Source organism: Pseudomonas sp. NPDC089428 (assembly GCF_044749325.1).
Classification (GTDB): Bacteria; Pseudomonadota; Gammaproteobacteria; order Pseudomonadales; family Pseudomonadaceae; genus Aquipseudomonas.
In genome coordinates this window covers 302,637-323,267 of sequence record NZ_JBIVHT010000003.1, presented here as the reverse complement: position 1 = coordinate 323,267, position 20,631 = coordinate 302,637, and the positions used below count along the sequence as shown (strand labels likewise).

Annotated in this window: 18 protein-coding genes; 11 read left to right on the top strand and 7 right to left on the bottom strand. The window is 63.3% G+C overall.

The features are described from left to right. Window positions 1-30: 30 nt before the first annotated feature. The 3 genes from mreD to mreB all read right to left on the bottom strand — a co-directional run bounded on the left by mreD (window position 31) and on the right by mreB (window position 2,747). Window positions 31-519, bottom strand: coding sequence for a rod shape-determining protein MreD (gene mreD / locus ACIPZ5_RS07820; RefSeq protein WP_103445582.1), 489 nt, complete (start codon window positions 517-519; stop codon window positions 31-33). Next, window positions 519-1,502 carry a rod shape-determining protein MreC gene (gene mreC, locus ACIPZ5_RS07815; protein ID WP_400807867.1) on the bottom strand — a complete coding sequence of 328 codons (984 nt, stop codon included), beginning with the start codon at window positions 1,500-1,502 and terminating at the stop codon, window positions 519-521. Before mreC ends, mreD begins: the two co-directional genes overlap by 1 nt. Before the next feature lie 207 nt (window positions 1,503-1,709). Then, window positions 1,710-2,747 (bottom strand): rod shape-determining protein MreB, encoded by a 1,038-nt coding sequence (gene mreB, locus ACIPZ5_RS07810; RefSeq protein WP_003255163.1) that lies wholly within the window; start codon window positions 2,745-2,747, stop codon window positions 1,710-1,712. A 204-nt stretch (window positions 2,748-2,951) separates the two neighbouring features. Here mreB and gatC point away from each other — a divergent pair, with 204 nt between their 5' ends. The 6 genes from gatC (at window position 2,952) to ACIPZ5_RS07780 (ending at window position 8,166) form a co-directional block, all read left to right on the top strand. Next, window positions 2,952-3,239: an Asp-tRNA(Asn)/Glu-tRNA(Gln) amidotransferase subunit GatC gene (gatC, locus tag ACIPZ5_RS07805; RefSeq protein WP_060511330.1), complete on the top strand. Its 288-nt coding sequence runs from the start codon at window positions 2,952-2,954 to the stop codon at window positions 3,237-3,239. A 15-nt stretch (window positions 3,240-3,254) separates the two neighbouring features. Further along, window positions 3,255-4,706, top strand: a complete 1,452-nt coding sequence (gene gatA / locus ACIPZ5_RS07800; RefSeq protein WP_261942788.1) for an Asp-tRNA(Asn)/Glu-tRNA(Gln) amidotransferase subunit GatA — start codon at window positions 3,255-3,257, stop codon at window positions 4,704-4,706. Between the two features lie 11 nt (window positions 4,707-4,717). Beyond that, a complete protein-coding gene (gene gatB, locus ACIPZ5_RS07795) occupies window positions 4,718-6,163 on the top strand; it encodes an Asp-tRNA(Asn)/Glu-tRNA(Gln) amidotransferase subunit GatB (RefSeq protein ID WP_261942787.1) in 1,446 nt (481 codons plus the stop codon). A 127-nt stretch (window positions 6,164-6,290) separates the two neighbouring features. Then, window positions 6,291-6,665 carry a septal ring lytic transglycosylase RlpA family protein gene (locus ACIPZ5_RS07790; RefSeq protein WP_085673632.1) on the top strand — a complete coding sequence of 125 codons (375 nt, stop codon included), beginning with the start codon at window positions 6,291-6,293 and terminating at the stop codon, window positions 6,663-6,665. Between the two features lie 72 nt (window positions 6,666-6,737). Further along, window positions 6,738-7,781, top strand: a complete 1,044-nt coding sequence (locus ACIPZ5_RS07785) for a calcium/sodium antiporter (protein ID WP_343598341.1) — start codon at window positions 6,738-6,740, stop codon at window positions 7,779-7,781. A gap of 10 nt (window positions 7,782-7,791) precedes the next feature. After that, entirely contained in the window at window positions 7,792-8,166 is a 375-nt protein-coding gene (locus tag ACIPZ5_RS07780; RefSeq protein WP_261942784.1) for a carboxymuconolactone decarboxylase family protein, read from the top strand. Window positions 8,167-8,273: 107 nt separating this feature from the next. Here the strand turns inward: ACIPZ5_RS07780 and ACIPZ5_RS07775 are convergent, their stop codons facing one another. From ACIPZ5_RS07775 to ACIPZ5_RS07760, 4 genes are all read right to left on the bottom strand, one after another. Continuing rightward, window positions 8,274-9,632 (bottom strand): amino acid permease, encoded by a 1,359-nt coding sequence (locus tag ACIPZ5_RS07775; RefSeq protein ID WP_261942783.1) that lies wholly within the window; start codon window positions 9,630-9,632, stop codon window positions 8,274-8,276. A gap of 57 nt (window positions 9,633-9,689) precedes the next feature. After that, window positions 9,690-10,631 (bottom strand): AEC family transporter, encoded by a 942-nt coding sequence (locus ACIPZ5_RS07770; RefSeq protein WP_400807630.1) that lies wholly within the window; start codon window positions 10,629-10,631, stop codon window positions 9,690-9,692. 215 nt (window positions 10,632-10,846) lie between these two features. After that, complete coding sequence (locus ACIPZ5_RS07765) at window positions 10,847-11,407, bottom strand: response regulator transcription factor (RefSeq protein WP_079229623.1); 561 nt, start codon at window positions 11,405-11,407, stop codon at window positions 10,847-10,849. Beyond that, entirely contained in the window at window positions 11,407-12,663 is a 1,257-nt protein-coding gene (locus tag ACIPZ5_RS07760) for an ATP-binding protein (protein WP_085673641.1), read from the bottom strand. Before ACIPZ5_RS07760 ends, ACIPZ5_RS07765 begins: the two co-directional genes overlap by 1 nt. 196 nt (window positions 12,664-12,859) lie before the next feature. Between ACIPZ5_RS07760 and ACIPZ5_RS07755 the strand changes: the two genes are divergently transcribed. The 5 genes from ACIPZ5_RS07755 (at window position 12,860) to ACIPZ5_RS07735 (ending at window position 20,620) form a co-directional block, all read left to right on the top strand. Beyond that, window positions 12,860-13,576: an SIMPL domain-containing protein gene (locus ACIPZ5_RS07755; RefSeq protein ID WP_313712259.1), complete on the top strand. Its 717-nt coding sequence runs from the start codon at window positions 12,860-12,862 to the stop codon at window positions 13,574-13,576. A 389-nt stretch (window positions 13,577-13,965) separates the two neighbouring features. Next, window positions 13,966-15,591, top strand: a complete 1,626-nt coding sequence (locus tag ACIPZ5_RS07750; RefSeq protein WP_343595413.1) for an ABC transporter substrate-binding protein — start codon at window positions 13,966-13,968, stop codon at window positions 15,589-15,591. A gap of 153 nt (window positions 15,592-15,744) precedes the next feature. Next, window positions 15,745-17,337, top strand: a complete 1,593-nt coding sequence (locus ACIPZ5_RS07745) for an ABC transporter substrate-binding protein (protein WP_343595415.1) — start codon at window positions 15,745-15,747, stop codon at window positions 17,335-17,337. 234 nt (window positions 17,338-17,571) lie between these two features. Beyond that, window positions 17,572-18,951: an OprD family porin gene (locus ACIPZ5_RS07740; protein WP_261942778.1), complete on the top strand. Its 1,380-nt coding sequence runs from the start codon at window positions 17,572-17,574 to the stop codon at window positions 18,949-18,951. Between the two features lie 73 nt (window positions 18,952-19,024). Beyond that, window positions 19,025-20,620, top strand: a complete 1,596-nt coding sequence (locus ACIPZ5_RS07735) for an ABC transporter substrate-binding protein (protein WP_400807629.1) — start codon at window positions 19,025-19,027, stop codon at window positions 20,618-20,620. Window positions 20,621-20,631 lie beyond the last annotated feature (11 nt).

Sequence of the window (20,631 nt, the reverse complement as noted above, 5' to 3'; positions counted from 1 at the left end):
GACATCTCCCTGTCAGTGGTGGCAGCGCCGTCAGTTGATATGCAAACGTCGGCGCAGGTCGCGCAGGGCGAAACTGATCCAGGGCCAGAGCAAGGCACTGATCACGGCTGACCAGACCAGTGCCAGGGTTGGCAGGCGGTTACCGGTGAGCGCGCTGAGCCACAGCTGTATCAGCTGGGCGATACCGAAGATCACCAGGATCACCAGGCTCTGCTGCCACAGCGGGAACATGCGCAGGCGCTGCTGCAGCGAAAGCACCAGGAACGTGATCAAGGTGAGGATGAACGCGTTCTGCCCGAGCAAGGTGCCATACAGCACGTCCTCGGCCAGGCCCAGGACGAAAGCGGTGGTCATGCCCACCTTGTTCGGCACGTTCAAGGTCCAGAACGACACCAGCATTGCCAGCCACATCGGCCGGAACACTTCGAGGAACTGCGGCATGGGCGAAACGCTGAGCAGCAGGCCGATGGCGAACGTCAGCCAGATGACCCAACCGTGATTACGGCGCGACTTGGCCATCATTGCCTCCGTGGATGGGCGGGTGCCGCTGGCGCAGCGGCGGGGCTGGCGGCCGGGGCTGCAGGAGCCGGACCCGCAGCTGTCGGAGCCGCTGGCTGCACCGGGGCTGCTGCCGGGTGCTCGGGGTTTGCGGCAGGTTGGCCAGCACCTTTGCGATCGGCTTCTTCCTGGGCAATTGCCGCATCGGTGGCACGCTGCTCCGGGCTACGGCGATCACTGAATACCAGCAACATGTAACGGCTGCGGTTGAGCGCGGCGGTAGGAATGGCGCGGACGATGGCGAACGGCTGGCCGGAGTCGTGGATCACCTCGTTGACCGTGGCCACCGGGTAGCCGGCCGGGAAGCGTTGGCCCATGCCGGAGCTCACCAGCAGGTCGCCTTCCTTGATGTCGGCGGTGTCGGCGACATGGCGCAGCTCCAGGCGTTCCGGGTTGCCAGTACCGCTGGCGATGGCGCGCAGGCCGTTGCGGTTGACCTGCACAGGGATGCTGTGGGTGGTGTCGGTCAGCAGCAGGACGCGTGAGGTATACGGCATCAGCTCGACCACCTGGCCCATCAGGCCACGGGCATCGAGCACCGGCTGGCCGAGAAACACGCCATCACGCTCGCCCTTGTTGATCAGGATGCGGTGGGTGAACGGGTTGGGGTCGACACCGATCAGCTCGGCCACTTCGACCTTCTCGTTGACCAGCGCCGAGGAGTTGAGCAACTCGCGCAAGCGCACATTCTGCTCGGTCAGGGCCGCCAGCTTCTGCAGGCGCCCCTGCAGCAGCAGGGCTTCGGTCTTGAGTTTTTCGTTTTCGGCGATCAGCTCGGTGCGGCTGCCGAACTGGCCCGCCACGCCTTGCCACATACGCTGCGGCAGGTCAGTGATCCAGTACGATTCCATGAGCACCAGGCCCATCTGGCTGCGCACCGGCTTGAGCACGTCGAAACGCGCATCGACAACCATCAACGCGACCGACAGCACCACCAGTACCAGCAGGCGAACGCCCAGCGAAGGGCCCTTGGAGAAAAGCGGTTTAATGGGCCGTTCCTCGTGGACGACTCAGGAGGTCATTGGACATGGGACAACGCACCAGCCTGGTTGCGGGTTGACGGAAACGACGCCCGGATGGACGCCAGCCCAGCGCATACAGGTAGCACTGCGTGTGCTACCTGTAAACCGGGCGCTCGAAAGCAGCAAGGATCACTCGCTGGAGAGCAGGTCCATCGCGTGCTTGTCCATCATCTCCAGGGCGCGACCGCCGCCACGGGCGACGCAGGTCAGCGGGTCTTCGGCGACGATCACCGGCAGGCCGGTTTCCTGGGCAAGCAGCTTGTCGAGGTCACGCAGAAGCGCGCCACCACCGGTCAGCACCAGGCCGCGCTCGGCGATGTCGGAGGCCAGCTCCGGCGGCGACTGCTCCAGGGCGCTCTTGACCGCCTGGACGATGGTCGCCAGTGATTCCTGCAGGGCTTCGAGGACTTCGTTGGAGTTCAGGGTGAAGGCACGTGGTACGCCCTCGGCCAGGTTACGGCCGCGCACGTCGACTTCGCGCACTTCGCCGCCCGGGTAGGCGGTGCCGATTTCCTGCTTGATGCGCTCGGCGGTGGACTCGCCGATCAGGCTGCCGTAGTTGCGGCGCACGTAAGTGACGATGGCTTCGTCGAAGCGGTCGCCGCCAACACGCACGGACTCGGCGTAGACCACACCGTTCAGCGAGATCAGGGCGATTTCGGTGGTACCGCCACCGATATCGACGACCATCGAGCCACGGGCTTCTTCGACCGGCAGGCCGGCACCGATGGCAGCGGCCATGGGCTCTTCGATCAGGAACACTTCACGGGCACCGGCACCCAGGGCCGACTCGCGAATGGCGCGGCGCTCTACCTGGGTCGACTTGCACGGCACGCAGATCAGCACGCGAGGGCTGGGCTGCAGGAAGCTGTTCTCGTGAACCTTGTTGATGAAGTACTGCAACATTTTTTCACAAACGCTGAAGTCGGCGATGACGCCGTCTTTCATCGGACGAATGGCAGCGATGTTACCTGGCGTACGGCCCAGCATGCGCTTGGCTTCGGTACCGACGGCGACGACGCTTTTCTGGTTGCCGTGGGTACGGATGGCAACAACCGAGGGCTCATTCAGGACGATACCGCGCTCACGCACGTAAATAAGGGTGTTGGCAGTCCCCAGGTCGATGGAAAGATCGCTGGAAAACATGCCACGCAGTTTCTTGAACATGGGAAAGTGACCCTGGGGAAAGCGTGGGTAAAAAAGTGCGGCAAACTCTAACAATGGCAGGGATTTTGGGCAAGGAGCCAATATGTTAAATTGGCTGTTTTTCCGAGCACGCCAGCAGATGATCGCGGCCGATAGACCGCCAAAATGCTGACATGTTCCTCACCGCGGACCCTATTCCGTTCTTTGTTTCCCCTGGAGATCACCATGGCGCTTGAACGCAGCGACGTGGAAAAGATCGCCCATCTGGCCCGCCTGGGCCTGAATGACGGCGAACTGCCACGCATTACTGACGCCCTGAACAGCATTCTCGGCCTGGTCGACCAGATGCAAGCGGTCGATACCAACGGCATCGAGCCCCTGGCCCACCCCCTGGAGGCCAGCCAGCGCCTGCGTCCCGACCAGGTCACCGAAAGCAACCAGCGCGACGCCTACCAGGCCATCGCACCCTCGACCGAAAGCGGTCTTTACCTGGTTCCCAAAGTCATCGAGTAAGGGATAGAGCCTGCCATGCATGAATTGACCCTGGCCGAGATCGCCCGCGGACTCGCCGACAAGTCGTTTTCCTCCGAAGAGCTGACCGGCGCCCTGCTGGCGCGCGTCAAGCAGATCGACCCGCAGATCAACAGCTTCATCAGCGTCACCGAAGAACTGGCCCTGGGCCAGGCACGCGCCGCCGACGCCCGTCGCGCCGCTGGCGAGACCGGTGCGCTGCTGGGTGCTCCGATCGCCCACAAAGACCTGTTCTGCACCCTCGGCGTACGCACCAGCTGCGGCTCGAAGATGCTCGACAACTTCAAGGCGCCATATGACGCCACCGTGGTCGCCAAGCTGGCCGAAGCCGGCATGGTCACCCTTGGCAAGACCAACATGGACGAATTCGCCATGGGTTCGGCCAATGAATCCAGCCACTACGGTGCGGTGAAGAACCCGTGGAACCTCGAGCACGTGCCAGGCGGCTCGTCCGGCGGTTCGGCCGCGGCCGTGGCCGCGCGCTTGCTGCCGGCCACCACCGGCACCGACACCGGCGGCTCGATCCGCCAGCCGGCAGCACTGACCAACCTCACCGGCCTCAAGCCGACGTACGGTCGTGTGTCGCGCTGGGGCATGATCGCCTACGCCTCCAGCCTCGACCAGGGTGGCCCGCTGGCACGCACCGCCGAAGACTGCGCCCTGCTGCTGCAAGGCATGGCCGGCTTCGACGCCAAGGATTCCACCAGCATCGATGAGCCGGTGCCGGACTACAGCGCCAGCCTCAATGGCTCGCTGCAGGGCCTGCGCATCGGCCTGCCGAAGGAATACTTCGGCGCCGGCCTCGACCCGCGCATTGCCGAACTGGTCCAGGCCAGCGTCAAGGAGCTGGAAAAGCTCGGCGCGGTGGTCAAGGAAATCAGCCTGCCGAACATGCAGCACGCCATTCCGGCGTACTACGTGATCGCCCCGGCGGAGGCCTCCTCCAACCTGTCGCGTTTCGACGGCGTGCGCTTCGGCTACCGCTGCGAGGAGCCGAAAGACCTCACCGACCTGTACAAGCGTTCCCGTGGCGAAGGCTTCGGCGCCGAAGTGCAGCGCCGCATCATGGTCGGCACCTACGCCCTGTCGGCCGGCTACTATGACGCCTACTACGTCAAGGCGCAGCAGATCCGCCGCCTGATCAAGAACGATTTCATGGCCGCCTTCAACGATGTCGACCTGATCCTCGGCCCGACCACGCCGAACCCGGCCTGGAAGCTTGGCGCCAAGAGCAGCGACCCGGTCGCCGCGTACCTGGAAGACGTCTACACCATCACCGCCAACCTGGCGGGCCTGCCCGGCCTGTCGATGCCAGCCGGCTTCGTCGATGGCCTGCCGGTCGGCGTGCAACTGCTGGCCCCGTACTTCCAGGAAGGCCGCCTGCTCAACGTCGCGCACCGTTACCAGCAAGTCACCGACTGGCACACCCGCGCCCCTAACGGCTTCTGAGGAATTCACACATGCAATGGGAAGTTGTGATCGGGCTGGAGATTCATACCCAGCTGGCCACCCAGTCGAAGATCTTCTCCGGCAGCGCCACCACCTTCGGCTCCGAGCCGAACACCCAGGCCAGCCTGGTTGACCTGGGCATGCCCGGCGTACTGCCGGTGCTGAACCAGGAAGCCGTGCGCATGGCCTGCATGTTCGGCCTGGCGATCGATGCCGAGATCGGCAAGCGCAACGTGTTCGCGCGCAAGAACTACTTCTACCCCGACCTGCCCAAGGGCTACCAGATCAGCCAGATGGACCTGCCGATCGTCGGCAAGGGCCACCTGGACATCGCCCTGGAAGACGGCACCATCAAGCGCATCGGTGTCACCCGCGCGCACCTGGAAGAAGACGCCGGCAAGAGCCTGCACGAAGACTTCAGCGGCTCCACCGGCATCGACCTCAACCGTGCCGGCACGCCGCTGCTGGAAATCGTCTCCGAGCCGGACATGCGCAGCGCCAAGGAAGCCGTGGCTTACGTCAAGGCCATCCACGCCCTGGTGCGCTACCTGGGCATCTGCGACGGCAACATGGCCGAGGGCTCGCTGCGCTGCGACTGCAACGTGTCGATCCGCCCGAAAGGCCAGGCCGAGTTCGGCACCCGCTGCGAGATCAAGAACGTCAACTCGTTCCGCTTCATCGAGCGCGCGATCAACAGCGAGATCCAGCGCCAGATCGACCTCATCGAGGACGGTGGCAAGGTGGTGCAGGAAACCCGCCTGTACGACCCGAACAAGGACGAGACCCGCTCGATGCGCAGCAAGGAGGAAGCCAACGACTACCGTTACTTCCCCGACCCGGACCTGCTGCCGGTGGTGATCGAGGACAGCTTCCTCGAAACCGTCCGCGCTGGCTTGCCGGAGCTGCCACCGCAAAAGGTCGAGCGCTTCCAGAGCCAGTACGGCCTGTCGGCCTACGACGCCAACGTACTGGCATCCAGCCGCGAACAGGCGGACTACTTCGAAGAAGTGGTGAAGATCGGTGGCGACGCCAAACTGGCCGCCAACTGGGTCATGGTCGAGCTGGGCAGCCTGCTGAACAAGCTCGGCATTGAGATCGACCAGGCGCCGGTCAGCGCCGCGCACCTGGGCGGCATGCTGCTGCGCATTCGCGACAACACCATCAGCGGCAAGATCGCCAAGACGGTGTTCGAAGCCATGGCCGCCGGTGAAGGCGATGCCGACAGCATCATCGCAAGCAAAGGCCTCAAGCAGGTTACCGACACCGGTGCGATCGACAAGATGCTCGACGAAATGCTCGCGGCCAATGCCGAACAGGTCGAACAGTACCGCGCCGCCGACGAGGCCAAGCGCGGCAAGATGTTCGGCTTCTTCGTCGGCCAGGCGATGAAGGCGTCCAAAGGCAAGGCCAACCCGGGGCAGGTGAACCAATTGCTCAAGGCCAAGCTCGAAGGGTGATTGTTTTTCCCCTGTAGCCTTGCGAGGGCTTTGCCCTCGTTCGCGGGCAAGCCCGCTCCCACAGGTATGTCGCTGTGCCTGTGGGAGCGGGCTTTGCCCGCGAAAGGGCCATATCGGAGCATCCGAATTGCTAAAACGATCCCTCACCACCCTCGCTTTCTTCTCTGTGCTGGCCGGTTGCGCCAGCCATGACATCGACCCCCGCGGTTACAACGAAACCGGCACCGCGTCCTATTACGGCTCGCGCCACCACGGCAAACGCACCGCCAGCGGCGAACCGTTCAACCAGCACGGCCTCACCGCCGCCCACCGCAGCCTGCCCTTCGGCAGCCGGGTGCTGGTTACCAACCTGGCCAACGACCGCAGCGTGGTGGTACGCATCAACGACCGTGGCCCGCACACCCGCGGCCGGTTGATCGACCTGTCACGTGCCGCAGCAGAAAAAATCGGCATGCTCCGTAGCGGAACGGCGCGCGTCCGGGTACAAGGTCTGAGCGACTGACCTGACACCCGCCCTGACTGGAGCCCGACCATTTTCGACCTGGCCACCCTCCCCACCTTCAGCCTGCTGCAAATGGGCGTTGCCCTGCTGCTGCTGATCGCCGGAGCTGAACTGCTGGTGCGCGCGGCGCTGCGCCTGGCCGGGCGCCTGCGCGTGCGGCCATTGATCATCGGCCTGAGCCTGGTGGCCTTCGGCAGTACCGCACCGCAACTGACCGTGAGCCTGCAGGCCGCCTACCAGGGTGCGCCCGACGTGGCCGTGGGCAGCGTGATCGGCAGCAATATCTTCAACGTGCTGGTCATCCTCGGCCTGGCGGCGCTGATCATCCCCTTGCGGGTGTCGCGCCAACTGGTGCGTCTGGACATCCCGCTGATGATTGCCGCCAGCGGCCTGGTCTATGCACTCTGTGCCAATGGCCATCTTGGCCGGTTCGAAGGCTTGTTGTTGCTGCTCGCCCTGGCGGGCTACCTGGCCATGCTGTGGCACCAGTCACGCAACTATGCGCGCACCTACCCTGCGCCAGATGCCGGGGCAGCCAGCGCCGGGCGCTTCTGGTCCGGGACACTGCTACAGGTGCTGTTCGGCCTTGGCCTGCTGAGCCTGGCCGGCCACCTGCTGCTGGAAGCTGCCATTGAAGTGGCTACTGATCTGGGCCTGTCCGAACGTGTCATCGGCCTGACCGTGGTCGCGGTATGCACATCGCTGCCTGAGCTTGCCGCCGCGCTGATCGCCGCCATTCGGGGTGAACGGGAAATTGCGGTCGGCACGGTGATCGGCAGCAACCTGTTCAACCTGCTGGCAGTACTCGGCCTGACCGCGCTGGTCACCCCCGAGCCACTGACCATCTCGCCCAATGCACTGGCCTTCGACCTGCCAGTGATGCTTGGCGTCGCCGCGCTGAGCTTGCCGGTGTTCTACTCCGGTTATCGCATCACCCGCGCCGAGGGGCTGGTGTTCCTCTGCCTGTACCTGGTCTACGGCCTGCATGTGGCGGCCTTTACCATGGGCATGCCGCTGGCCGGCCGCCTGGAGCGGTTGATGCTGTTCTACGTTCTGCCGGTGCTCGTGGTGGTGCTGTTGTTCACCACCGTTCGTGCCTGGCGCCGCCAACACTAAGGAAAACAACATGGCTGAGAGCAACAAGACCGGCGAACAGATTCGCCGCCAGGTGATGGGCGATGCCTTCGTCGACCGAGCCCTGGGCAATGCCACCGACTTTACCCAGCCGCTGCAGGACTTCGTCAATGAGCATGCCTGGGGCAGTGTCTGGGCACGTGACGGGCTGCCGCTGAAAACCCGCAGCCTGATTACCCTGGCCACGCTGACGGCGCTCAAGTGCCCACAGGAGCTCAAGGGGCATGTGCGCGGGGCATTGAACAATGGCTGTACGGTAGAGGAGATTCGCGAAGCGCTGCTGCATTGCGCAGTCTATGCGGGGGTGCCGGCGGCGATCGATGCGTTCAGGGCCGCGCAGGAAGTCATCGACAGCTATCAAGCCTGATTCAGCCTTTTCAGGCCCGGCCTCTTCGCGGGCAAACCCGCTCCCACAGGTACAGTGCAGAACCTGTGGGAGCGGGTTTACCCGCGAAAAGGCCGGGCCTGTCTTACTTACAGGGCCTGGCGAGCCTTCTTCAGCTTGAAGGCCACCCATAGCAGCGCAATCCAACCCGGAATGAGCAGCACCGAGATGCGAATCGGCGGGGTCAGGTACATCACCACCAGAATCAGCACGATGAACGCCAGGCACAGGTAGTTGGTCAGCGGGTGCCCCCAGCTCTGGTAGAACGGGGTAATGCCCGCCGCCAGCTTGGCCTTGCGGAATTTCAGGTGGGTAATGCTGATGCTGGCCCAGTTGATCACCAGCGCCGACACCGCCAACGCCATCAGCAGCCCGAACGCCTCACCAGGCATCATGTAGTTGATCAGCACGCACATGCCGGTTGCAAAGGCCGAAACGCCCAACGCCGTCAGTGGCACGCCGCTGCGGCTGACCTTGAGCAGCTGACGCGGTGCATCCCCCTGGCTGGCCAGGCCGAACAGCATGCGGCTGTTGGCATAAACGCAGCTGTTGTACACCGACAGCGCCGCGGTCAGCACCACGATGTTGAGGATGGTCGCCACCAGGTCGCTGTCCAGTTCGTGGAAGATCATCACGAACGGGCTGCCGCCCTGCACCACTTTCTGCCAGGGGTACAGCGACAGCAGCACGGCCAGGGCGCCGATGTAGAAGATCAGGATGCGGTACACCACCTGATTGGTCGCCTTGGGGATGCTCTGGCGCGGATTGTCGGCCTCGGCTGCAGTGATGCCGACCAGCTCCAGGCCACCGAACGAGAACATGATCACCGCCAGCGCCATCACCAGCCCGGTCACGCCATTGGGGAAGAACCCGCCGTATTGCCACAGGTTGGCCACACTGGCATCCGCGCCGCCATGTCCGCTGGCCAGCATCCAGGCGCCAAAGCCGATCATGCTGACGATCGCCACCACCTTGACCAGGGCGAACCAGAACTCCATCTCGCCGTAGACCCTCACCTGGGTCAGGTTGATCAGGTTGATCACCACGAAGAAGATCGCCGCCGTGGCCCAGGTCGGGAATTCCGGCCACCAGTACTGCACATAGATGCCCACGGCCGTGAGTTCGGCCATGCCAACCAGCACGTACACCACCCAGTAGTTCCAACCGGAGACGAACCCGGCGAACTCGCTCCAGTATTGGTGGGCGAAGTGGCTGAAACTGCCGGCGACCGGCTCCTCGACCACCATTTCACCCAGTTGGCGCATGATGAAGAAGGCCATCAGGCCAGCGATGGCGTAACCCAGCAAAACGGAGGGGCCGGCCAGCTGGATGGTCTGGGCGATGCCCAGGAACAGCCCGGTGCCAACGGCACCACCCAGCGCGATCAGCTGGATATGGCGATTCTTCAGCCCGCGCTTCAACGGCTCGGGCGTGCTCTGGTCTTGCATGAAGTGTCCTTTGGCTCAGTGAGGCAGTGTTGTTTCTGTTGTTTTGCAGTCAAGGATCTAGATCCATCCGCCCCACTGCAAGATGAAAATACCAATATTGGTGGTGATCGCCGCCATTAGCGTGGTGATCACGATGATCGACGCCGCCAGTTCATGGTTGCCGTTGGCGGCGCGGGCCATGACGTAGCTGGCCGCTGCGGTCGGGCTGCCAATGTACAGGAACAGGATACCCAGCTCGGCGCCACGGAAGCCGCACAACCATGCACCCAGGGTGCCGATCAGCGGCAGCCAGACCATCTTCACCAGGCTGGCATCGATGGCCAGCTTGCCGCTGTCGCGCAGCGCCGCCAGCGACAGGGTACCGCCGATACAGATCAGCGCCAGCGGCAAGGTCATCTGCGCCAGGTAGTCACCCGAAGTCAGCAGCCAGTTGGGCAGTGGCACCTGGCCGTAAGCCATCGGCGTGGCCACCAGCACGCTGATGATCAGCGGGTTGCTGAGGATGCTCTTGCAGATGCTCCAGGGGTCGGACTTGAGGTCCGGACTGTACACCGCCAGCACCACCGCCGACAGCGAGTTGTACATGAGGATCACCAGGCCGGCGAGCACCGCCCCCAGGGAGATGCCGTAGTCGCCATAGAGGCTGGCGGCCAGGGCCAGGCCGATCACGCCGTTGTTGCCGCGGAACGCACCCTGGGTGTAGATGCCGCGGTCAGCCAGCGGGCTGCGCCAGATGGCCACGCCCCAGGACACGGCAAAGCCGACCAGGGTGGCGGCGACGAAGTAGAGGATGACCTTGGGTTTGACTGCCGCTGTCAGGTCGGCGTGATAGATGCCGAGAAACAGCAGTGCCGGCATGCAGACGTTGAACACCAGCTGCGAGGCAACGCGGTTGAAATTGTCGTCGATCAGGTGGATGCGTTTGAGCAGCACGCCCATGAACAGCATGGCGAAGACGGGCGCCGTGATGTTCAGCGTCTGGATAAGAAGGGCGAGCATGCGCAAGCGGTCCTGATGGGGTTGCCGTTAGGCCGCTAATGATACGCCAACGCGTCAGGAAATGCGGGGATCGTGGAGGACCATATGCACGTTTCTCGATTAACCTGTGCCGGCCTTTTCGCGGGCAAGCCCGCTCCCACAGAAATATCAACAGGCCCGAAGGATGTGGCGAACCTGTGGGAGCGGGCTTGCCCCGCGAAGAAGCCAACACCGATTCAGCGGCGAACGGGGCGCTTCTGCAATTTGCGCTGCAAGGTCCGGCGGTGCATGCCCAGCGCCCGCGCGGTGGCGGAGATATTGCCCTCGTGCTCGTTCAGCACGCGCTGGATGTGCTCCCATTGCAGGCGGTCCACCGACATCGGGTTTTCCGGCACCAGGGAGTCCAGGTCGGCATGTTCCGACAGCAGTGCTGCCAGCACGTCGTCGGCGTCGGCCGGCTTGCACAGGTAGTTGCAGGCACCGCGCTTGACCGCCTCGACGGCGGTGGCGATGCTCGAGTAACCGGTCAGGATCACCACGCGCATCTCCGGGTCCAGCTCCAGCAGCTTGGGCAGCAACACCAGGCCCGAGTCGCCTTCCATCTTCAGGTCCAGCGTGGCGTAGTCCGGCAGGTCCTGCTGGGCCAGGATGAGGCCTTCCTCGGCAGAACCGGCCGTGCTCACGCGGAAACCGCGGCGGCTCATGGCGCGGGCCATGACCCGGGTGAAGGTGGCGTCATCGTCCACCAGCAGCAGGTGCGGCAGCTCTTCGCCTTCGACCTGGTTTTCTTCGCTCATCATTCATCTCCTCGCTTGCCATGGGGCAGGCGCAATTCGGTCAGGGTGCCACCCTGTTCATGACTATAGAGTTTCACCGAACCGCCCGCACGGGTCACGCTGGCTTTGCTCAAGAACAGGCCCAGGCCGAAACCTTTGCCTTTGGTCGTAATGAAGGGTTTGCCGATCGCTTCGGCGATGGCCGGCGGCACGCCGGGGCCATGGTCGCGGATGCTGATCAGAATGTCCTGGGCATCCCAGTCGAGGGTCACCTGCAGGTCATCGGGGCAGGCATCGGCGGCATTGTTCAGCAGGTTCAGCAGCGCCTGGGTCAGGTCCGGTGGCGGAGTCAGGCGCGGCACCTGGCCGTCGCGCAGGCGCTGGAAGCGATAGCTGGCCTCCGGGCGCATCAGGTGCCAGCGGTTCAACGCCTCGTCGAGCCAGGCGGTGACATCCTGCTCGACCACCGCCAGGCGGCGGTTGGCCTCAGCGGCGCGCACCAGTTGCTGCAAGGTTTCCTTGCACAGCTTGACCTGGTCCTGAAGGATCTGCAGGTCTTCCTGCAGCAGCGGGTCGGTGTGGTCCTGGCGCATTTCATTGAGCAGCACGCTCATGGTCGCCAAGGGTGTGCCCAGTTCGTGGGCGGCGCCGGCAGCCTGGGTGGCGACGGCCAGCAGCTGCTCATCACGCAGGCTTTCTTCGCGGCGCTCGGAACGCAGTTGCTCCTGGCGGCGCAGTTCTTCGGCCATGCGCGCGGCGAAGAAGGTGATCACGGCGGCGGCCAGGGCAATACTCAGCCACATGCCGTAGACCTGCATCTTGTCCCGCGCCATCGGCAGCCCCTCGAGCGGGTAGAACTGCACCAGCAGCAGGCTGTAGGCGGTCAGGGCGATGCCCGAGAGGATCAGCGAATACAGCCACGGCAAGGTCACTGCGGCAATCGCCAGCGGCACCAGGTAATAGGACACGAACGGGTTGGTCGAGCCGCCGGAGTAATATAGCAAGGCGCTGTGAATCAGCAGGTCGCAGGCCAGCTGCAGGGCGTATTCAGTTTCGGTGACCGGCAGCGACAGGCGCAGGCGCAAGGCGGTGAAGGCGCAGAGGATCGACGACAGCGCCAAGGTGGCGGCCAGCGACAGCCAGGGTAGCGGCAGCAGGTCGGTCCAGTAGGCGACGCCCACAGAGCCTGCCTGGGCGGCCAGGACCAGAACGCGAATGACAGTCAGGCGCCAGAGGTTCTGGCGTGTTGCGGATAACGGTTGTGCGGCGGCGAGCATGCGCTCTCCCGATGAGTGCTCAATCGGCTGAAGTATACCGAAGCCGGGCGCCCCGCTGCAGCGATGCGGCAAAGCGCCACACTTTGTCACAAGTTAATAGTGGCACTTTTGAACCCACTACACTGCTCCGGGTCTGATGGGCCATGCGTGGAATGGATGGCCAGACCCCACGCCCACTATTGCCAAGGAGTAACACATGCACATCCCACGTCGCGGCGCGGCCCTGATCCTCTCCTGCGGCCTGCTCGCCAGCCTGCCGGCACTGGCGGCCGACGAGCCGCGCTTCAACCAGGTATCGCTGCGCGCCGAAGTCAGCAAGGAAGTGGCACGTGACCTGATGGTCGTGACCCTCTATAGCGAAGCGCAGAATACCGACCCAGGCAAGCTCGCCAAGCAGATCACCGAAACCATGAACAAGGCCGTGCAGCAGGCTCGCCAGGTCAAGGACGTGAAGATCAGCCAGGGCAGCCGTAACAGCTACCCGGTTTATGACAGCAAGGGCCAGAAGATCACCGGCTGGCGCGAACGCGCCGAGCTGCGCCTGGAAGGCGCCGACTTCCCGGCCCTGTCCCAGCTCACCGCAGACCTGCTGCAGGACCTGAAGATGGGTGGCATGGACTTCTCGATTGCCCCGGCCACGCGCAAGGCCAGCGAGGATGAGCTGCTCAAGGACGCGGTGAATGCGTTCAAGGCCCGTGCGCAGCTGGCCACCGAGGCGCTGGGGGGCAAGGGCTATAAAGTGGTCAGCCTGAACCTGAACAGTTCCGGGTATCCGCGCCCTTACCTGCGCAGCGCCCCAATGGCGATGAAGGCCATGGCGGCCGATGAAGCGGCGCCGGCGCCGGATATCGAGGCCGGCACCAGCGAAGTCAGCATGAATGCTGATGGCCTGATCGAAGTGCAGATGCCTTAAGCCGATAAGCAGTACCTGTGGGAGCGGGCTTGCCCGCGAAAAAGGCGACACGTTGCCTGGCACCGGCTTTGCCGGTGTTCGCGGGCAAGCCCGCTCCCACAGGAACCACGGGTGAAATTCCCGAAACAGAGAAATTTCCTACGCACCATATAGGTGCTTCCTACACACTCCCCCGCCCCGAAATATCCCGCAAAAAGCCATCATTTCGCCTGCGCAAACGTTCAACTTCGCTGAAAGTTATACGAATGCGACATTCATGTACGCTCGTACTACTTTTCTGACGCCAACTATCCTTGTGCCTGTTGCATTGGGAATACCCCCTGCATAAGTATCCGCAGGTCGGCTCACGAGGCCACCTCAAAATCAAAAATGACAACAATGAGGCCACCATGCTCAAACACGCAGTCATTCCGTTCCTGCTAGGTGCAGGCTTGCTCGCTGGCGCTCCGCTGGCCCACGCCGCGTCCAACCTGGTGTTCTGCTCCGAAGGCAGCCCGGCCGGCTTCGACCCGGGGCAATACACCACCGGAACCGACTTCGACGCCTCGGCCGAGACCGTTTTCAACCGCCTGACCCAGTTCGAGCGCGGTGGCACCGCGGTCATCCCGGGCCTTGCGACCAAGTGGGACGTGGCTGAGGACGGCAAGACATATACCTTCCACCTGCGTGAAGGGGTCAAGTTCCACACCACCGACTACTTCAAGCCGACCCGCGAATTCAACGCCGACGACGTGCTGTTCACCTTCAACCGCATGCTCGACAAGAACCACCCCTTCCGTAAGGCCTACCCCACCGAATTCCCGTACTTCACCGACATGGGCATGGACAAGAACATCGCCAAGGTGGAGAAACTCGACGATCACACGGTGAAGTTCACCCTCAATGAAGTGGACGCCGCGTTCATCCAGAACCTGGCCATGAGCTTCGCCTCCATCCAGTCCGCCGAGTACGCCGACCAGTTGCTCAAGGACGGCAAGGCCGCCGACATCAACCAGAAGCCGATCGGTACTGGCCCATTCGTGTTCAGCAAGTACCAGAAAGACGCGCAGATCCGCTTCAAGGGCAACAAGGACTACTGGAAGCCCGAGGACGTGAAGATCGACAACCTGATCTTCGCCATCACCACCGACGCCTCGGTGCGCATGCAGAAGCTGAAGAAGAACGAGTGCCAGGTCACCCTGTTCCCGCGCCCGGCCGACATCGAGCCGCTGAAGGCCGACAAGAACCTGCAGATGCCGCAACAGGCCGGCTTCAACCTCGGCTACATCGCCTACAACGTGATGGACAAGATCAAGGGCAGCAACGAGCCTAACCCGATGGCCAAGCTTGAAGTGCGCCAGGCCCTGGACATGGCCGTCGACAAGAAGAAGATCATCGAATCGGTCTACCAGGGCGCCGGCCAGCTCGCCGTCAACGGCATGCCACCGACCCAGTGGTCCTACGACACCAGCATCAAGGATGCGCCGTACGACCCGGAAAAGGCCAAGGAACTGCTCAAGAAAGCCGGCGTCAAGGAAGGCACCGAGATCACCCTGTGGGCAATGCCCGTACAGCGCCCATACAACCCCAACGCCAAGCTGATGGCCGAGATGCTGCAATCGGACTGGGCGAAGATCGGCATCAAGGCCAAGATCGTCAGCTACGAGTGGGGCGAGTACATCAAGCGGTCCAAAGGCGGCGAACAGGGCGCCATGCTGATTGGCTGGAGTGGCGACAACGGTGACCCGGACAACTGGCTCGGCACCCTCTACGGTTGCGACGCCATCGACGGCAACAACTTCTCCAAGTGGTGCTACAAGCCCTACGACGACCTGATCAAGCAGGCCAAGGCCACCTCCGACCAGGGCAAGCGTACCGAGCTGTACCAGAAGGCCCAGCACATCCTCAAGGAGCAGGTGCCTATCACCCCGATCGCCCACTCCACGGTCTACCAGCCGATGAGCGCCAAGGTGAAGGACTTCAAGATCAGCCCATTCGCGTTGAACGCCTTCTACGGCGTCAGCGTGGACAAATAGGGTAGGTCCCGGCCCCCCCCGATCGACGGCGGAGGCCTCCTCACCACCATCAAGCATCTCGTGCCCACTCCGACGCTATCCGCGACGGAGTCGGCAAACTGTTGCCGTCATTCGTACCCCGAAGCGGCGTAAACAGCTGGAAAAGGAACCGCCATGCGCCACGTCACTCGCCTTTCGACCCTACTGGCCCTCGGCCTGCTGAGCCAGGCCCCTGCCCTTCAGGCCAAGAACCTGGTGTTCTGCTCCGAAGGCAGCCCGGCCGGCTTCGACACCGCCCAGTACACCAGCGCCACCGACAACGATGCCGCCGAACCGATCTACAACCGCCTGGTGGAATTCGAACGCGGCGGCACCGCCGTGCACCCGGCGCTGGCGACGAAATGGGAAGTCTCCGACGATGGCCTGCGCTACACCTTCCACCTGCGCGAGGGCGTGAAGTTTCACGCCAACAAGGCCTTCACGCCAAGCCGTGACTTCAACGCCGACGATGTGCTGTTCACCTTCAACCGCATGCTCGACAAGGACCAGCCATTCCGTAAGGCCTACCCCACCGAATTCCCCTACTTCGTCAGCATGGGCCTGGACAAGAACATCGCCCGGGTCGAGAAAACCGGCCCGATGACCGTGGTGTTCAGCCTGAACAAGGTCGACGCCGCATTCATCCAGAACCTGGCGATGAGCTTCGCCTCGATACTCTCTGCTGAATACGCCGAGCAGCTGCTGGCCAGCGGGCGCCCCAGCGACATCAACCAGCAACCGATCGGCACCGGGCCGTTCGTGTTCCAGCGTTACCAGAAGGACTCGCAGATCCGCTTCAAGGGCAACAAGGATTACTGGGCGCCAGATGAAGTGAAGATCGACAACCTGGTGTTCTCGATCAACACCGACCCGTCGGTACGCATTCAGAAACTGCGCCGCAATGAATGCCAGGTCACCTTGCACCCGCGCCCGGCCGACCTGCCGGCGCTCAAGGCCGACGGCAAGCTGCAGGTCATGCAGCAGCCGGGCTTCAACCTTGGCTACATCGCCTACAACACCCAGCACCCACCGTTCGACCGCCTGGAAGTGCGCCAGGCCATGGACATGGCGGTGAACAAGCAGGCCATTCTCCAGGCGGTGTATCAGGACTCCGGCCAGCTGGCAGTCAATGCCATGCCGCCGACCCAATGGTCCTATGACAGCAGCCTCAAGGACGCGCCCTTCGATCCGGAGAAGGCCAAGCAGCTGCTGCAGCAAGCCGGGGTCAAGCCAGGCACCGAGATCACCCTGTGGGCGATGCCCGTGCAGCGCCCGTACAACCCCAACGCCAAACTGATGGCCGAGATGCTGCAGTCCGACTGGAACAAGCTCGGCTTCAAGGTGCGCATCGTCAGCTACGAATGGGGCGAATACCTCAAGCGCATGAAGAGCGGCGAGCACGACATCGCTCTGATCGGCTGGACCGGCGACAACGGTGACCCGGACAACTGGCTCGGCACCCTCTACAACTGCGACGCCATCGGCAGCAACAACTATTCGCTGTGGTGCGACCCGCAGTACGACAGCCTGGTCAAGCAGGCCAAGCAGGTCACCGACCGCGAGCAGCGCACGGCGCTATACCAGCAGGCCCAGCAGCGCCTCAAGCAGCAAGTGCCGATCACCCCGGTGGCGCATTCCACGGTGAACCAGCCGCTGAGCATCAAGGTGGCCGATTTCAAGGTCAGCCCGTTCGGGCGCAATAACTTTTCCGGTGTGAGTGTTGATTGAGCAATAGCCCTTACCGGCCTCTTCGCGGGACGAGCCCGCTCCCACAGGCACAGCACAAGCTTGCAGATCTCAGGAAATCTGTGGGAGCGGGCTTGCCCCGCGAAAGGGCCGGCACAGCCAACACAACGCCCCGATTTTGCCCGGTAACCCCGGGCAACCCTGGCAACACCGCAGCAAGCAACCCGGCCCACAAGGCCAGGTGATAACTAAAAGAACAGAAAGGGAGCTTTAACCTTGAGACTATTCACCTTGACCGCTTTGGCCTTATCCATCGGCACCTTTTCCGCCGTGACAGAGGCCGACACCCAGAGCCAGGACTATGTCCCGTTCAGCCTCAAATCCAGCAGCGAACAGGATCAGGCCAACGGCTTCATCGACGGCCAGAGCCTGTCCGGCAGCACCCGCAACTGGTACGCCCACGAACGCGCCACCCGCGCACCACTGTGGAAGTACTACAAGGGCGACGGCACCCGCCACGACACCCACAGCCGCGACAACTGGGTGCAGGGCACCATCCTCAACTACAGTTCGGGTTTCACCCAGGGCACCGTCGGCTTTGCCGTCGAGGCCGCCGGCTACAACGCCATCGCTCTGCAGCAGGGCCGCGCCGCAATCGCCGGGCCGAACAACCGAACGCTCACCCACAGCGACGGCGACCCGGTCGGCCAGTGGAGCAAGATGGGCCTGGCCAACGTCAAGGCACGTGTCTCCAACACCACCCTCACCGTCGGCCGCCAGTCGGTGGATACGCCGATGATCGCCTACATCGGCAACCGTGCGCTGCCGTCGAGCTTCCAGGGCGCGTTCCTGCACAGCGCCGAGTTCGACAACCTGTCGATCGACCTGGGCACCTTCGACCGCGTTTCGCCACGTACCGAACAAAGCCTGAGCAAGTTCCGCAGCGAGTACGGCGCCACTGGCGTCGAGACCGACCGCGCCAGCACCGCCGGGGTCAACTACCAGCCGTTCAAGAGCCTGACCACCAGCCTGTACGCCACCAAGGTCGACGACTTCTGGAACCAGTACTACTTCGGCGCCAACCACGTACTCGGCGACAACGCCGTGCTCGCCCTGACCACCGGCCTGAACTACTACAAGACCGTGGACGAAGGCAGCAAGAAGATGGGTGAGATCGACAACGACACCTACAGCCTGTCGTTCGGCCTGACCCACCAGGCGCACACCCTCACCGCGTCCTGGCAGCAGGTCAACGGCAACGAGTACTTCGACTACCTGCACGAAACCAACGGCATCTACCTGGCCAACTCGCTGCTGTCGGACTTCAACGGCCCCAACGAGAAGTCCCTGCAGCTTTCCTACGTGCTGAACATGGCGCCGTACGGCGTGCCGGGCCTCAAGTTCAACCTGTACAACGCCCGCGGCTGGGGCATCGACGGCACCCACTACCGGGGCACCGCCTATGACGTGAACGGCCTGGACGGCGAAACCCACTACGAGTGGGGCATCGGCACCAGTTACGCGGTGCAGAGCGGGCCGTTCAAGGACACCAGCATCCGTGCCACCTACACCGCGCACCGCGCCAGCAAGGCCCAGGCCGATGGCAGCCTGGACGAGTTCCGCGTGGTCACCACCATTCCATTCAACATTCTCTGACCGATGGCGCCACGGCCCGCTTCAACCCGGGCCGTGGCGGCTACGCTGGAATCAATGCATGCAGGGAGTTTCCATGACATCGCTACCGCTCCGCGCTGCCCTGGCAGCGGTCATCCTGGGCGCCGCTGGCAACCTCGCGGCCAAACCGCTGGTGGTCTGCACCGAAGCCAGCCCGGAAGGCTTCGACATCGTCCAGTACACCACTGCGGTCACCGCCGATGCTTCGGCCGAGACGGTGTTCAACCGCCTGGTCGACTTCAAGCCCGGCACCACCGAAATTCAGCCGGCCCTGGCCGAACGCTGGGACATTTCGCCCGACGGCCTGACCTACACCTTCCACCTGCGCCAAGGGGTCAAGTTCCACACCACCGAGTACTTCACGCCGACCCGCGCGTTCAACGCCGATGACGTGCTGTGGAGCCTGAACCGCCAGCTCGACCCGAACCACCCTTGGCACGCCAAGACCAGTGTCGGCTACCCGTACTTCGAAAGCATGGCCTTCAAGGACCTGCTCAAGTCGGTAACCAAGACCGACGACCACACCGTGGTGATCACCCTCACCCGCCCGGAAGCGCCATTCCTGCGCGACATGGCCATGGCCTTCACCTCGATCTACTCCGCCGAATATGGCGACCAGCTGCTCAAGGCGGGCAAGACCGGCGACCTCAACAGCAAGCCGATCGGCACCGGCCCGTTCATCTTCCAGCGCTACAACAAGGACGCCCAGGTTCGCTACAAGCCCAACCCGGACTACTTCCGTGGCAAGCCGCCTGCCGACGCGCTGATCTTCGCCATCGCCACCGACAGCAACGTGCGCCTGCAGAAGCTGCGTGCCAACGAGTGCCAGGTGGCGCTGTACCCCAAGCCCGATGACGTACCGTTGATCAAGCAAGATCCGAAACTCAAGGTCGACGAAATCGAAGCCCTGGTCACCGGCTACATCTCGATGAATACCGAACACAAGTACCTGAGCGACGTGCGCGTGCGCAAAGCCATCAACATGGCCTTCGACCGCCAGACTCACGTCGACCAGCTGTTCGGCAAGGGCAACGCGCTGGTCGGCGTGAACCCGTATCCGCCGACCATGATCGGCTACAACACCGAGAACAAGAACCCGCCCCGCGACCTGGCCAAGGCCCGCGAGCTGCTCAAGCAGGCCGGCGTGCCGGAAGGCGCGGTGATCACCCTGTTCACCCGCAATGGCGGCGGCCCGACCAACCCCAACCCGCGCCTGTCCGCCGAGATGCTGCAGGCTGACCTCAAGCAGATCGGCCTGAAGCTGGATATCCGCGTGATGGAATGGGCCGAAATGCTGCGCCGCGCCAAGAAGGGCGAGGCCGACCTTGTGTCCACCGGCTGGGCCGGCGACAACGGAGACCCGGACAATTTCCTCAGCCCGCTGCTTAGCTGCGACGCCGCCAAAAGCGGCGAGAACTATGCACGCTGGTGCAATGCCAAATTCCAGGAACTGATCACCCGCGCCCGCGAAGTGATCGACAACGACGAACGCGCCAGGCTCTATGCCGAGGCTTTGAAGGTGTACGATGACGATCAACCCTGGATCAGCATGGCCCATCCGAAGATGTTCACCGCCATGCGTGACAACGTGGAGGGCTACGTGATCAACCCTCTGACCAACAACAACTTCGCCACCACCAAGGTGAAGTAGAACAACAACGA

Bases quoted from the DNA above. Each gene is read 5' to 3' on its own strand.
- ACIPZ5_RS07760 (WP_085673641.1), bottom strand. From the start codon at position 12,663: ATGCTCGCCGCCGCACAACCGTTATCCGCAACACGCCAGAACCTCTGG.
- ACIPZ5_RS07775 (WP_261942783.1), bottom strand. From the start codon at position 9,632: ATGCAAGACCAGAGCACGCCCGAGCCGTTGAAGCGCGGGCTGAAGAAT.
- ACIPZ5_RS07785 (WP_343598341.1), top strand. From the start codon at position 6,738: ATGGGCGTTGCCCTGCTGCTGCTGATCGCCGGAGCTGAACTGCTGGTG.
- ACIPZ5_RS07745 (WP_343595415.1), top strand. From the start codon at position 15,745: ATGCGCCACGTCACTCGCCTTTCGACCCTACTGGCCCTCGGCCTGCTG.
- gatC (WP_060511330.1), top strand. From the start codon at position 2,952: ATGGCGCTTGAACGCAGCGACGTGGAAAAGATCGCCCATCTGGCCCGC.
- ACIPZ5_RS07750 (WP_343595413.1), top strand. From the start codon at position 13,966: ATGCTCAAACACGCAGTCATTCCGTTCCTGCTAGGTGCAGGCTTGCTC.
- mreB (WP_003255163.1), bottom strand. From the start codon at position 2,747: ATGTTCAAGAAACTGCGTGGCATGTTTTCCAGCGATCTTTCCATCGAC.
- ACIPZ5_RS07770 (WP_400807630.1), bottom strand. From the start codon at position 10,631: ATGCTCGCCCTTCTTATCCAGACGCTGAACATCACGGCGCCCGTCTTC.
- mreD (WP_103445582.1), bottom strand. From the start codon at position 519: ATGGCCAAGTCGCGCCGTAATCACGGTTGGGTCATCTGGCTGACGTTC.
- gatA (WP_261942788.1), top strand. From the start codon at position 3,255: ATGCATGAATTGACCCTGGCCGAGATCGCCCGCGGACTCGCCGACAAG.
- ACIPZ5_RS07780 (WP_261942784.1), top strand. From the start codon at position 7,792: ATGGCTGAGAGCAACAAGACCGGCGAACAGATTCGCCGCCAGGTGATG.
- ACIPZ5_RS07755 (WP_313712259.1), top strand. From the start codon at position 12,860: ATGCACATCCCACGTCGCGGCGCGGCCCTGATCCTCTCCTGCGGCCTG.
- ACIPZ5_RS07765 (WP_079229623.1), bottom strand. From the start codon at position 11,407: ATGAGCGAAGAAAACCAGGTCGAAGGCGAAGAGCTGCCGCACCTGCTG.
- ACIPZ5_RS07735 (WP_400807629.1), top strand. From the start codon at position 19,025: ATGACATCGCTACCGCTCCGCGCTGCCCTGGCAGCGGTCATCCTGGGC.
- gatB (WP_261942787.1), top strand. From the start codon at position 4,718: ATGCAATGGGAAGTTGTGATCGGGCTGGAGATTCATACCCAGCTGGCC.